Source organism: Streptomyces sp. SID5785 (assembly GCF_009870065.1).
Taxonomy (GTDB): Bacteria; Actinomycetota; Actinomycetes; order Streptomycetales; family Streptomycetaceae; genus Streptomyces.
The window spans coordinates 1-13,410 of record NZ_WWIA01000242.1; the positions used below are offsets into that span (position 1 = coordinate 1).

The following is a 13,410-nucleotide window of genomic DNA, read 5'->3' on the forward strand; positions in this document are numbered from 1 at the left end:
GGAGCGGGGTCGGGGCGGGAGCGGGTCGGGTCGGGTCGGGTCGGGTCGCGAGCGGGGTCTCGGCGCGGGGGCAGGGACGGGGCGTCGGCGCAGAGGGCGCTGGGCGGTGCCGCTCGGCGGAGGCCGCCGGTGCTCGCTGCTCTCCCCCGGCGGGCCCGGGCATCCTGCCCGATCCGCCCCGCACCGTGCCCGCTTCCCCCACCGACGTGCCCGGATCGGGTACGAGTGGTGCCTCGCACTCGGTGACGCTCTAGCCTGCCCACGGAGCGGCATCACCGAGTGACGCCGCGCCTCCTTCCGCCCCAGGACCGCCCCAGGACCCGCGCCACCGCACCACGACGTCACCGCTCACACCACCGCACGCCCGCACTCCGCCCGACTGCGTACACCGCACCGCCGCGAACCACCCGAGAGGATCCACCGTGATAGTCGTCGCCGGAGAGGCCCTGATCGACCTCGTCCCGCAGCTGCCGAGCAGCGGCGACGCCCCCGGCCCGCAGCACCCGGCGCTCGCCGCGCTCACCCCGCGCCTGGGCGGCGGTCCGTACAACACCGCCGTGGCCCTGGGCCGGCTCGGCTCCCCCGTCGCGTTCTGCTCACGCGTGTCCCGCGACGCGTTCGGCGAGGCTCTCCTGGGCGGGCTCCGGGAGGCCGGGGTCGACGTCGCCCCGGTGCAGCGGGGCGACGAGCCGACGACGCTGGCCGTGGCGTCGATCGGCGCCGACGGATCCGCCGGGTACTCCTTCTACGTCGAGGGCACCGCGGACCGGCTCTTCACGACACCGCCCACCCTTCCGGAGGGGACGCGCGCGGTGTCGTTCGGCACGTGCTCGCTCGTCCTGGAGCCGGGCGCGACCGCGTACGAGGAACTGATGCGGTCGGCCGCGGCATCGGGCGTCTTCACCGCGCTCGACCCCAACATCCGGGCCGGCCTGATCCCCGACGCGGACGCCTACCGGGCCCGGTTCACGAGCTGGCTCCCGTCGACCTCGCTCCTGAAGCTCTCCGAGGAGGACGCCCAGTGGCTCGGCGGAACGCCCCAGGAGTGGCTGGCGGCCGGGCCGTCCGCCGTGGTGATGACGCGGGGCGGCGCCGGACTGACCGTCTACACCCGGGGCGGCGGCACCCACTCCGTGCCGGGCGAGCACGTCGACGTCGTGGACACGATCGGCGCGGGTGACACCGTCAACGCGGCGCTGCTGCACGGCCTTTCCTCGCTGGGCGCCCTCTCCCCCGCCGGGCTCGGGCGAGTGGACGGTGACGGCTGGGGCCGGCTTCTGCGGTTCGCGGCCAGGGCTGCCGCGCTCACCTGCTCCCGGGCGGGCGCGGAGCCGCCGTACTCCACCGAGATCGGCGCTCTGTAGACACCCTGCCCGTTCCTCCTGTCCGTTCCTCCTGTCCGTTCCTCCTGTACTCCCCGTCCTCTTCCTCCGGTACCCCTCCTCGTGCTCTTCCTCGTTTCCTCGCGCTCCGCTCACCACGCCCTCGGCGCACGCCCGCCCCTTCTGACTCTCTGCTGTTGTCAAGGTCCGTCCGGTCCGCCGGTCGCTCGCCGAGGCCTCGCGATCGCCCTGTCCGGGCCGGTTGATCAGTGAACGCACGGTGCCCCGCGGGCAGTTCCCGCGGGGCACCGATTTTTTTACGGAGCGTGACATCGCTGCCACGCACCCGCACTTTCTGTCATCACGCCTTGCGCGTCCGCGCCGTCGCCTTCTTCGCAGCCGACTTGGCCGTCTTGGCCGTCTTGGCCGTCTTGGCCGCCTCCGGCTTCGTGGTCTTGGCCGTCTTCGCCGTCGCGGTCTTCTTGGCCGGAGTCTTGGCCGCCGCGGCCACCGCCTTCTTGGCCGTCTTCCGGGTGCGCGCCGCGGGCACCACGGCCTCGCCGACACGGTCGGCGCCCAGCACGTCCTGGAGGAACTTGCCGGTGTGGCTGGCCGGGACGGCCGCGACCTGCTCCGGGGTGCCCTCGGCGACCACCAGACCGCCGCCGTTACCCCCCTCCGGGCCCATGTCGACGACCCAGTCGGCCGTCTTGATCACGTCGAGGTTGTGCTCGATCACGATGACCGAGTTGCCCTTGTCGACGAGGCCGGAGAGGACCGTGATGAGCTTGCTGATGTCCTCGAAGTGCAGACCCGTGGTCGGTTCGTCGAGCACGTAGACCGTGCGGCCGGTGGAGCGCTTCTGCAGCTCGCTCGCGAGCTTCACGCGCTGGGCCTCGCCGCCCGACAGGGTCGGCGCCGACTGCCCGAGGCGGACGTAGCCGAGGCCGACGTCGTTGAGCGTCTTGAGGTGGCGGGCGATGCCCGGGACCGCCTCGAAGAAGCCCAGGGCCTCCTCGATCGGCATGTCGAGGACCTCGGCGATGGACTTGCCCTTGTAGTGGACCTCCAGCGTCTCCCGGTTGTACCGGGCGCCGTGGCAGACCTCGCACGGGACGTACACGTCCGGCAGGAAGTTCATCTCGATCTTGATCGTGCCGTCGCCCGAGCAGTTCTCGCAGCGGCCGCCCTTGACGTTGAAGGAGAAGCGCCCCGGCAGGTAGCCGCGCACCTTCGCCTCGGTGGTCTCGGCGAACAGCTTGCGGACGTGGTCGAAGACGCCCGTGTACGTCGCCGGGTTCGACCGTGGGGTGCGGCCGATGGGCGACTGGTCGACGTGCACGACCTTGTCCACGAGGTCGTCGCCCTCCACGCGCGTGTGCCGGCCGGGCACGGAGCGTGCGCCGTTCAGCTCGCGGGCGAGGTGGGTGTACAGGATGTCGTTGACCAGGGTCGACTTGCCGGAACCCGAGACACCGGTGACGGCAGTGAGGACGCCCAGCGGGAAGGAGACGTCGATGTCCCGCAGGTTGTTCTCCTTGGCGCCGTGGACCGTCAGGCGGCGCGAGGGGTCGACGGGCCGGCGGATGTCGGGGACCGGGATGGACCGCTTGCCCGCCAGGTACTGGCCCGTCATCGATTCCGCGTTGCCCAGCAGCTCCTTCAACGGGCCGCTGTGCACGACCTTGCCGCCGTGCTCACCGGCACCGGGGCCGATGTCCACGACCCAGTCGGCGACCTTGATGGTGTCCTCGTCGTGCTCGACCACGATGAGCGTGTTGCCCATGTCGCGCAGGCGGACGAGGGTCTCGATCAGGCGGTGGTTGTCCCGCTGGTGCAGACCGATGGACGGCTCGTCGAGGACGTAGAGGACGCCGACGAGTCCGGAGCCGATCTGGGTGGCGAGCCGGATGCGCTGCGCCTCACCACCGGAGAGGGTGCCCGCCGCGCGGTTCAGCGACAGGTAGTCGAGGCCGACGTCGACGAGGAAGCGGAGCCGCTCGTTGACCTCCTTCAGGACGCGCTCGGCGATCTTCTTGTCGCGCGCGTTGAGCGTCAGCTGGGCCAGGAAGTCGGCGCAGTCGCTGATCGACATGGCCGAGACCTCGGCGATCGACTTCCCCATGACCGTGACGGCGAGGACGATCGGCTTGAGGCGGGTGCCCTCACAGGTGGGGCAGGGCACCTCGCGCATGTAGCCCTCGAAGCGCTCGCGGCTGGAGTCGGACTCCGCCTCGCTGTGGCGGCGCTTCACGAACGGGACGGCGCCCTCGAAGGGGGTCGTGTAGACCCTCTCGCGCCCGTAGCGGTTGCGGTAGCGGACCTCGATCTGGGTCTTGTGGCCGTGCAGGAGCGCCTTCCTGGCGCGCTGCGGCAGCCCGGCGAACGGGATGTCGGTGCGGAAGCCGAGGGCGTCCGCGAGCGCTCCGATGAGGCGGCCGAAGTAGTCCTTGGTGTGGCCGTGCGACCAGGGGTGGATGGCGCCCTCGTCCAGCGACTTGTCCTCGTCGGGGACGATCAGCTCGGGGTCCACCTCCATGCGCGTGCCGATGCCGGTGCAGTCGGGGCAGGCGCCGAACGGCGAGTTGAACGAGAAGGAGCGGGGCTCGAGCTCCTCGAAGGACAGGTCGTCGTGCGGGCAGTACAGGTGCTCCGAGTACATGCGCTCGCGCTCCGGGTCGTCCTCGGGGAGGTCGACGAAGTCGAGCACGACCATGCCGCCGGACAGGCCGAGCGCGGTCTCCACGGAGTCGGTGAGCCGGCGCTTGGCCGAGTCCTTCACCGTGAGGCGGTCGACGACCACCTCGATGGTGTGCTTCTCCTGCTTCTTCAGCGTCGGCGGCTCCGTCAGCTGGACGGTCTGCCCGTCGACCCGCGCGCGGGAGTAGCCCTTGGTCTGCAGGTCGCCGAAGAGGTCGACGAACTCGCCCTTGCGCTCGCGCACCAGCGGTGACAGCACCTGGAAGCGGCTGCCCTCGGGCAGCTCGAGGACCTTGTCGACGATGGCCTGCGGCGACTGACGGGCGATGGGCCGCCCGCACTGCGGGCAGTGCGGCTTGCCGATGCGCGCGAAGAGGAGGCGCAGGTAGTCGTAGACCTCGGTGATGGTGCCGACCGTGGACCGCGGGTTGCGCGACGTGGACTTCTGGTCGATCGAGACGGCCGGGGAGAGGCCCTCGATGAAGTCGACGTCCGGCTTGTCCATCTGGCCGAGGAACTGGCGCGCGTACGAGGACAGCGACTCCACGTAGCGCCGCTGCCCCTCGGCGAAGATCGTGTCGAAGGCCAGCGAGGACTTTCCGGAGCCGGACAGACCGGTGAAGACGATGAGGGAGTCGCGCGGAAGGTCGAGCGAGACGTTCCGGAGATTGTGCTCGCGCGCACCACGGACGATGAGACGGTCGGCCACGCCGGTCCGCACCTTTCTTGAGTGAAGTGACAGGGGCGGAGCCCCCGTCCCCCGGGGTCGGGCGTCCCAGTGCGGGCCGCGTCACCGCGGACGCGGGAGGCCTGGGAGGACTGCCCTTACGAAGACTAGAGGGAGCCACTGACAACGCCGGTCGGTTTCCCTGGTTGGTAACAAACCCGGACCATCAAGAATGCCCGACGCCGGATCCGAGCTTATAGCACGTACATTCGATTCTTGCGCGTGGCAGGCGGCCTTCACCCGAACGTGTGGCGCGGCTATCGTCGGCGTCATGAGTGATCATGTGCGCGACCTGGCCTCTGTACGCGAAGCGACCAGCCGGCTGCTCACTGCGGTCGACGCCCTGGACAACGCGGCGGTGGCCGAGCCGTCACGGCTCCCGGGCTGGAGCCGCGGCCACGTCCTCGCCCACCTCTCGCGGAACGCGGACGCTCTCGTGAACGTGCTGTCCGGCCTCCCCATGTACGCGAGCGCGGACGAGCGGGACGCCGACATCGAGCGCGACGCCCCGCGCGCGTTGGACGAGCAGGCCGCCGACCTGCGGGAGAGCGCCGAGCGGTTCCGCCTCAAGGGCACCGAGGACGCGGACTGGGCGCGCACGGTGGAACTGCGCAACGGCGTGAAGGACTCCGCCGCCAACGTGCCCTTCCGCCGCCTGTGCGAGGTCGAGCTGCACCACGTCGACCTCGGGATCGGGTACGAGCTGGAGGACCTCTCGGAGGAACTCACCCAGCGCGAGATCAACTTCCTGGCCCGGCGCTTCCGCGACCAGCCGGGGCTGCCGCCGGTTCTGATCAAGCAGGACGACGGCCGGATGATCTCCACCGGCGCCGTGCTGTCGCCCTCCGTGGAGGAGATCGAGGAGGGCGCCGTCCCGCCGCTCGGCGTCGTCGTGCGGGGGCGTCAGGCCGACCTCCTGGGCTGGCTCGCGGGCCGCAGGGACGGCGGATCCCTGACCGTGGACCGGGGCACGCTGCCCGCCCTGCCGCCGCTATAGGCTGAGGCCATGACGTACAGCGGAGCGGTGAAGGTCGGCGGCCCGGCGGACGTGCACGAGCTGCGGGACCTGATGATCTCCAAGGTCGCGGTCGGCCCGATGAACAACAACGCGTACCTGCTGCGGTGCCGCGCGACGGACCGCCAGCTCCTGATCGACGCGGCGAACGAGCCGGCCACACTGCTGCGCCTCATCGGTGACGACGGCATCGCCGCCGTCGTCACCACCCACCGCCACGGCGACCACTGGCAGGCCCTCGCGGAGGTCGTCGAGGCGACCGGCGCGCGCACGTACGCGGGGAGCGACGACGCCGAGGGGATCCCGGTGGCGACGGACGTGTCCGTCGCCGACGGGGACGTGATCGAGTTCGGCAGCATCACGCTGACGGCCCGCCACCTGGTCGGTCACACGCCGGGGTCGATCGCGCTCGTCTACGACGACCCGCACGGCCACCCGCACGTCTTCACGGGCGACTGCCTGTTCCCGGGCGGCGTCGGCAACACCTGGAAGGACCCCGAGGCCTTCACCAGCCTCATCGACGACGTGGAGACGAAGATCTTCGCTCCGCTGCCGGACGAGACCTGGGTCTACCCGGGCCACGGGAACGACACGACGCTGGGCGCCGAGCGGCCCCACATCGCGGAGTGGCGCGCCCGCGGCTGGTGACGCCGCAGCGCGCGGGCGGGCGACCGCGCGAGCACGCGCAGGGCGCCGAACAGCGTCGGAGTGGCGGCCGTTCACGCTGCCGCAACATGTGTTCCCACTATGCGGACAGTTGGCGGCACGACCTCGACAGGTGAGGCCGCGCACTGTCAGTCTCCCGCCATGCCCATGCCTCTCGCCCGCCGCACCGCGTGCCTCGCCGTCAGTTCCGCCGTCGTCCTCGTCGCCGTGTCGGCCTGCGCCCCCGAGCCCGAGGAGAAGGCCTCCGGCAAGGCCACCACGGCCGCCTCCTGCGCTCCGGGCAAGCTCGCCACGGTGGCGTCCGGGAAACTCACCGTCGGGACGGACAAGCCCGCCTACGCCCCCTGGTTCGCGGACGACGACCCGACCAGCGGGAAGGGCTTCGAGTCCGCCGTGGCCTACGCGGTGGCGAAGCAGCTCGGGTACGGCAAGGGCCAAGTGGCCTGGCAGACCGTGCCGTTCAACAGCTCCTTCGCTCCTGGTGCGAAGAAGTTCGACTTCGACATCAACCAGGTGTCCATCAGCGACGCACGCAAGAAGGCCGTCGCGTTCTCGTCCGGGTACTACGACGTGCGCCAGGCCGTCGTCGCGCTGAAGACGTCCAAGGCGGCGAAGGCGCAGAGCGTCGCCGACCTGAAGGGCATCAAGCTGGGCGCCCAGGTGGGCACCACCAGCCTCGACTTCATCAACGACCTCGTGAAGCCGGACGAGAAGCCGGCCGTCTACCAGAAGAACGACTTCGCGAAGTCCGCGCTCAAGAACGGCCAGGTGGACGCCATCGTCGTCGACCTGCCGACCGCGTTCTACATCACGGGTGCCGAGGTGACCGACGCCGATGTGGTGGGGCAGTTCGAGAACGCGGGCGGCACACCGGAGCAGTTCGGACTGGTGCTCGACAAGGAGAGCACGCTGACGTCGTGCGTCTCCGGTGCCGTGGACAAGCTGCGCGACAACGGCACCCTCGCCTCCCTGGAGAAGAAGTGGCTCTCCGAGGCTGTCGACGCTCCGGTGCTGAAGTGACCGTCACGAAGGAGACGTCCGCCGTCGAGGACGCGTACGTCCCCTCGCAGCGCCGGATCGCACGCGAGCGCCACAAGAGGGTCAGGGCCCGGCGTGCGACGGCGGTGGCCGCGCTCAGCACCTTGGTGACGGGCGTCGTGCTGTACCTGGTCGTCGTCAACTCCCCCGGGTGGGACCGCACCAAGGACACGTTCTTCAGTGCGCACTACGCGCGCGTGGCGCTGCCCCAGGTCCTGGACGGGCTGTGGCTCAACGTGCGGCTCCTCGTGGTCTGCGGCGCGTGCGTGCTCGTCCTGGGCATGCTGCTCGCCCTCGCGCGGACCCTGCGCGGGCCCGTGTTCTTCCCCCTGCGCGCGCTGGCGACGGCGTACACGGACTTCTTCCGCGGACTCCCGCTGATCATCTGCCTGTTGCTGATCATCTTCGGGGTGCCGGCGCTGCGCCTGCAGGGGGTGACCACGGATCCGGTGCTGCTCGGCGGCGCCGCGCTGGTGCTCACGTACTCGGCGTACGTCGCCGAGGTGTTCCGCGCCGGCATCGAGTCCGTGCATCCCTCGCAGCGGGCGGCCGCCCGCTCGCTCGGGCTCAGCAACCGGCAGACGCTGCGCCACGTGGTGCTGCCCCAGGCCGTGCGCCGCGTGGTGCCTCCGCTCCTGAACGACCTGGTGTCGCTCCAGAAGGACACCGGTCTGGTCTCCATCGGCGGTGCGGTGGACGCCGTGTACGCGGCGCAGATCATCGCGAGCAAGGACTTCAACTACACGCCCTACGTGGTGGCCGGCCTGGTGTTCGTCGCCCTCACGATCCCCATGACCCGCTTCACCGACTGGGTGACGGCCCGGATGGACCGGCGCCGGGCGCAAGGAGGCCTCGTATGACCGAGCCCGTGCTGCGGATGGAGTCCGTCCGCAAGACGTTCGGCGGCACGGTCGTGCTGCGGGACGTGGACCTGGACGTGGCACCCCACACGGTGACCGCGCTGATCGGCGCCTCCGGCTCCGGGAAGTCGACCCTGCTGCGCTGCGCCAACCTCCTCGAGGAGATCGACGACGGGGCGATCTGGCTCGACGGGGAGGAGATCACCGACCCGCGCACGGACGAGGACGCGGTGCGCCGGCGGATCGGGGTGGTCTTCCAGGCCTACAACCTGTTCCCGCACATGACCGTCCTGCAGAACGTCACGCTCGCCCCGCGCCGGGTGCACGGCGTGTCCCGGGGAGAGGCCGAGCAGCGGGCCAGGGAGCTCCTGGAGCGCCTCGGGCTCGGGGCGAAGGCGGACGAGTACCCGGACCGGCTCAGCGGCGGTCAGCAGCAGCGTGCGGCGATCATCCGGGCCGTCGCCGTACGCCCCCGGCTGCTGCTGCTCGACGAGATCACGGCCGCGCTCGACCCCGAGCTCGTCGGGGAGGTCCTCGACGTCGTGCGCGACCTCAAGGAGGACGGGATGACCATGGTGCTGGCCACGCACGAGATGAGCTTCGCGCGCGAGGTCGCCGACCAGGTGTGCTTCCTCGACGGCGGCGTGGTCCTCGAACGGGGCGCGCCCGAGGCGGTGTTCGAGGACCCCCGGGAGGAGCGCACGCGCAGGTTCCTGCGCCGGATCGTGGAGGCGGGCCGGCTCGCCTGACGTCCCGCCCGCCTTCGCGCGCGTAGGTGCCGTCCTCCGCGCGCGTCGGCGCGCTCGCGCCTGCGCGTCAATGCGTCAGTACGTTCACGCCTGCGCGGCGCCGGGTGCGGCGAGGGCCGCCACGCGCTCCACGCCGAACGCGTACCCCTGGACGCCGCACCCGGCGATCACGCCGTCGGCGCGCAGAGACACGTAGGAGTGGTGCCGGAACTCCTCGCGCTGGTGGATGTTCGAGATGTGGACCTCGACGACGGGCATCCCGTCACACGTGTTGAGCGCGTCCAGGATCGCGACCGAGGTGTGCGAGTACGCGGCCGGGTTGATCACGATGCCGACGTGGTTCTCGCGGGCCTCGTGGATCCAGTCGACGAGTTCGCCCTCGTGGTTGGACTGCCGGAAGTCGATCGTGGCGCCCCGGCCCGCCGCTGCCTTCACGCACAGGGCCTCGACGTCCGCGAGGGTGTCCCGGCCGTAGATCTCCGGCTGCCGCTTGCCGAGCAGGTTCAGGTTCGGGCCGTTGAGCACCATGATCGGCGCGGTGGCGAGGTTGTGCGGCACGAGGGACCTCCGTACGTGGGGCGTTTGCTCCCTGTGGGTCTATCACGCGCGCGTGGGGCGGCAGCGGGGCGTTCCGGCCCCCGGGATCAGGGGGTGACGGCGAGCTCCACATAGGCGGCGAGGATGACGAGATGGACGCCTCCCTGGAGGGGCGTCGCGCGCCCGGGGACGACTGTCAGCGTCGTGACGACCATGGTGAGCGCGAGCAGCACCATATGGGTGGCGCCGAGGCCCAGGACGAGCGGTCCGGAGAGCCAGAACGAGGCGATGGCGACGGCCGGGACCGTGAGGCCGATGCTGGCCATGGCGGAGCCGAGCGCCAGGTTGAGACTGGTCTGCACGCGGTCGCGGCGGGCCGCGCGCAGGGCGGCGATGGTCTCCGGGAGAAGGACGAGCAGCGCGATGATCACGCCGACGACCGCCTGCGGCATACCGGCGGCCTCCACGCCGTGCTCGATGGTCTTCGAGACGCCCTTGGCGAGGCCGACGACGGCGACGAGGGCGAGCCCGAGGAGACCGAGGCTGACGAACGCGGTGCGGCTGGTGGGGATGTCGGCGTGGTCGTCCGCGTCGATGACCTCGCCGTGCTTGGTGATCGGGAGGAAGTAGTCGCGGTGCCGAACGGTCTGCGTGGCGACGAAGAGCCCGTACAGGACGAGTGCGGAGACGGCGGAGAAGATCAGCTGCGAGGTGGAGAACTCGGGGCCGAGCTTGCTCGTGGTGAACGTCGGCAGGACCAGACAGAGGGTGGCGAGCGTGGCGACGGTGGCCAGCGCCCCGCCGGTTCCCTCGGACTGGAAGACGGCGACCCGGTGGCGCAGGGCGGCCGCGAGCAGGCTGATGCCGACGATGCCGTTGCAGGTGATCATGACGGCGGCGAACACGGTGTCCCGGGCGAGCGTCGCGCTCTTGTCGCCTCCGTCGGCCATCAGGGTGACGATCAGGGCCACTTCGATGATCGTGACGGCGACGGCGAGGACGAGCGAGCCGAACGGTTCGCCGACGCGGTGGGCGACGACCTCCGCGTGGTGGACGGCCGCGAGCACGGAGAGCGCGAGGACCACGGACACCACGGCGACCACGGCGCCGGGCAGTTCCCGCCCCCAGGTGAAGACGAGCAGCACGATCGCGAGCACCGGGACGAGGACGGTCCACCGCGCGGCCAGGGCCCGGAGTCTGCTGATCATGCCTTCGATGGTGCCCGCGGCGGGGCGGGGGCGCGACTCCGGCGCGGGCCGTCCCGGGGGGTGCCGGCGGCGGTCCGGGCCGCTCCCGCCGGTCGGTTCGCCGCTGGGGCAGAGCGGCGGGAGGTGCACGCGGCTGTCGCACCGCGTGCACCTCCCGCAGAAGACGCGCTCAGGTCCGGCTCGGGGCCGACTCAGGCCTCGATGCTGTCCTTGCGCTCGGCCTCGGCCGCCTCCCGCTCGGCCTGCTTCCTGGAGGCGATCAGGCTGGTGATCGTGGTGAGGACCAGGACGCCGCAGATGACGGCGAGCGAGACCGGGATGGAGATCTCGGGCACGTGCACCCCGGACTCGTGCAGGGCGTGCAGTACGAGCTTCACGCCGATGAAGCCGAGGATCACCGACAGGCCGTAGCTCAGGTGGACCAGCTTGCGCAGCAGACCCCCGATGAGGAAGTACAGCTGGCGCAGGCCCATCAGCGCGAACGCGTTGGCCGTGAAGACGATGTACGGGTCCTGGGTCAGGCCGAAGATCGCAGGGATCGAGTCCATCGCGAACAGGACATCGGTCATGCCGATGGCCAGCATGACGACCAGGAGCGGCGTCATGACCTTCTTGCCGTGGGCCTGGATGAAGAGCTTGGTGCCGTGGTACCGGTCGGCGACGCCGAACTTCTTCTCGATGGACTTCAGGAGGCGGTTCTCCTCGAACTCCTCGTCCTCCTCGTCCGCCATGGCCTCCTTGATGAGCTTCCAGGCGGTGTAGATGAGGAAGGCGCCGAAGAGGTAGAAGACCCACGAGAAGCTGGAGATGATCGCCGCGCCCGCCGCGATGAAGATGGCTCGCAGGACCAGCGCGATGAGCACCCCGAACAGCAGCACCCGCTGCTGGAGGTGGGTCGGGACCGAGAACTTCGCCATGATCAGGATGAACACGAAGAGGTTGTCGACACTGAGCGACTTCTCGGTGATGAAGCCTGCGAAGAACTCGCCGCCCGCCTGCCCGCTGCCCCAGATCGTCACGCCGACGCCGAAGAGCACGGCGAGCGCGATCCAGACCACCGTCCAGATGCCGGCTTCCTTGATCGACACGTCATGGGGCTTGCGCCCGATGAAGAAGTCGACCGCGATCAGGGCGCACAGACCGAGAACGGTCAGCACCCAGAGAGTCATCGATACGTCCACTGCGCCTCCGGCGTCGTACGGCTACTGATCAGCGTCGTCGCTGCCGGAGGTCTCTTCCACCCGGGGCGCGTGGCGCGCACCGCGGGCCGACGCCCCGGGATCCACGGCATCGGGCCGGGTCCGTACTGACGAGAACGTCGCGCATGGGAGTACTCCCCTCCGCGTAAAGGAGAGTACCCGAATGACCCATGAAAGGTAAAGGTTTAGGTAAAGAGGTCACCAAATATGCAGGTCAGAGGCCTCTTTCCTTACGGGCCTCAGCCACCTCGGCGAGCACCTGCCGCAGCACCTCGCTGCCCTGCGGCACGGCCGGTGGCTCGTACGTCCACGCGTGGCCGACCCAGGGATCGGCGAGGTGGTCGTCGGGCACCGGGGTCAGCCGGAGCAGACCGCGCCACAGCGGATCGAGCAGCGGCCCGTACTCGGCGGCGTCCTCACGGTCCGCGACCAGCATCAGATGGACGCCCACCTGCGGGCCCTCGTCCGCGAGATAGCGCAGCCGGGTCACCGCGCGGTCGTCGAACCCGTGCGGGAAGTCGTGCACCACCAGGAGCTGCTCGGCGACGTCCAGACCGGGCGGCAGGGCGTCCGCGGCACCGGCCCGCACCGCCATCTGCACCAGGTCGACGCGCTCGGTCAGCCGGGTGAGCGTCTCGGACACGCCGGCCGCTCCCCTGGCCACCGGCCCGGCCAGCACCCCGGCGTCGACGAGCGGGGCGAGCGCGCCCGCCGCCGTGCCCGCCGGGTCGATGACGTGCACGCTGAACTCACCGGCCGGATAGGCGGCGAGGAGACGCGCCGCGTGCAGGACCGCCGTGTGCGCGGCCCGGGCACGCAACGCGTCGGCGCCGGTCAGCGCGTCACCGGCCGAAGCGCCCGCGTCGATCCACAGACCGCGCTCGAGCGGCAGCCGGACGAGCATCGGGATGCGCAGCCCCAGGCTCTCGCCTTCGGACAGCCGCAGGTCGCCGAGCCGGGCCGCCATCGGGATCTCCATGGGGCTGCGGTACGCGTGCCAGCACGGGTTGTCCCAGCGCGCGTACGGGGCCGGGAGCGCGGGCTCGACGACGTCGGACTCGGCGGCGAGCTGGGCCAGGTCGCGGTCGAGGGCCTCCCGCGCGCGGTCGACGAGCGCGCCGTGCTTGGTGCGGGCCGCCTCGCGGGCCGTGTCGCCCTGGCCGCCGATGCGGCTGCGCGGGTCGGAGAGGACCTGGTCGAGCTCCTGCTCCATCCGGGCGTCAGCGAAGTCGACGGCGCTGCGGTAGGCCGCCGCGGCGCGGGCCATGTCCTCGAACATGCCCCACACCTGGTTGTACAGGCGCTCCTCCATGGACCAGCCGGTCGCGTCGCCCGCGACGGGCGCCGGCGGGCGGCCGGGCTCGGCGGGTGCCGCGGGCGGCGGCGGGG

At 71.0% G+C, this 13,410-nt stretch carries 10 protein-coding genes and 1 pseudogene; 6 read left to right on the plus strand and 5 right to left on the minus strand.

The window, feature by feature from the left end; genetic code table 11:
• Positions 1-422 precede the first annotated feature (422 nt).
• Positions 423-1,364, plus strand: coding sequence for a carbohydrate kinase (locus GTW43_RS07285; RefSeq protein ID WP_161300802.1), 942 nt, complete (start codon positions 423-425; stop codon positions 1,362-1,364).
• A 319-nt stretch (positions 1,365-1,683) separates the two neighbouring features.
• Here the strand turns inward: GTW43_RS07285 and uvrA are convergent, their stop codons facing one another.
• Positions 1,684-4,731, minus strand: a complete 3,048-nt coding sequence (gene uvrA, locus GTW43_RS07290) for an excinuclease ABC subunit UvrA (RefSeq protein ID WP_161300803.1) — start codon at positions 4,729-4,731, stop codon at positions 1,684-1,686.
• A 289-nt stretch (positions 4,732-5,020) separates the two neighbouring features.
• Here uvrA and GTW43_RS07295 point away from each other — a divergent pair, with 289 nt between their 5' ends.
• From GTW43_RS07295 to GTW43_RS07315, 5 genes are all read left to right on the plus strand, one after another.
• On the plus strand, positions 5,021-5,746 hold the full coding sequence (locus GTW43_RS07295) for a maleylpyruvate isomerase family mycothiol-dependent enzyme (RefSeq protein ID WP_161300804.1): 726 nt from the start codon (positions 5,021-5,023) through the stop codon (positions 5,744-5,746).
• A 9-nt stretch (positions 5,747-5,755) separates the two neighbouring features.
• A complete protein-coding gene (locus GTW43_RS07300; RefSeq protein ID WP_161300805.1) occupies positions 5,756-6,412 on the plus strand; it encodes an MBL fold metallo-hydrolase in 657 nt (218 codons plus the stop codon).
• A 165-nt stretch (positions 6,413-6,577) separates the two neighbouring features.
• Entirely contained in the window at positions 6,578-7,450 is an 873-nt protein-coding gene (locus GTW43_RS07305) for an ABC transporter substrate-binding protein (protein ID WP_161300811.1), read from the plus strand.
• Positions 7,447-8,328 carry an amino acid ABC transporter permease gene (locus GTW43_RS07310; protein WP_161300806.1) on the plus strand — a complete coding sequence of 294 codons (882 nt, stop codon included), beginning with the start codon at positions 7,447-7,449 and terminating at the stop codon, positions 8,326-8,328. Before GTW43_RS07305 ends, GTW43_RS07310 begins: the two co-directional genes overlap by 4 nt.
• On the plus strand, positions 8,325-9,077 hold the full coding sequence (locus GTW43_RS07315) for an amino acid ABC transporter ATP-binding protein (RefSeq protein WP_161300807.1): 753 nt from the start codon (positions 8,325-8,327) through the stop codon (positions 9,075-9,077). Before GTW43_RS07310 ends, GTW43_RS07315 begins: the two co-directional genes overlap by 4 nt.
• A gap of 84 nt (positions 9,078-9,161) precedes the next feature.
• Here the strand turns inward: GTW43_RS07315 and aroQ are convergent, their stop codons facing one another.
• The 4 genes and pseudogenes from aroQ to GTW43_RS07335 form a co-directional block, all read right to left on the minus strand.
• Positions 9,162-9,635: a type II 3-dehydroquinate dehydratase gene (gene aroQ, locus GTW43_RS07320; RefSeq protein WP_161300808.1), complete on the minus strand. Its 474-nt coding sequence runs from the start codon at positions 9,633-9,635 to the stop codon at positions 9,162-9,164.
• An 86-nt stretch (positions 9,636-9,721) separates the two neighbouring features.
• Positions 9,722-10,822, minus strand: a complete 1,101-nt coding sequence (locus GTW43_RS07325) for an ionic transporter y4hA (RefSeq protein WP_161300809.1) — start codon at positions 10,820-10,822, stop codon at positions 9,722-9,724.
• A gap of 191 nt (positions 10,823-11,013) precedes the next feature.
• Positions 11,014-12,003, minus strand: coding sequence for a TerC/Alx family metal homeostasis membrane protein (locus tag GTW43_RS07330; protein WP_161300810.1), 990 nt, complete (start codon positions 12,001-12,003; stop codon positions 11,014-11,016).
• Positions 12,004-12,235: 232 nt separating this feature from the next.
• Positions 12,236-13,410: pseudogene (locus GTW43_RS07335) on the minus strand (export associated protein); the annotation flags it as partial.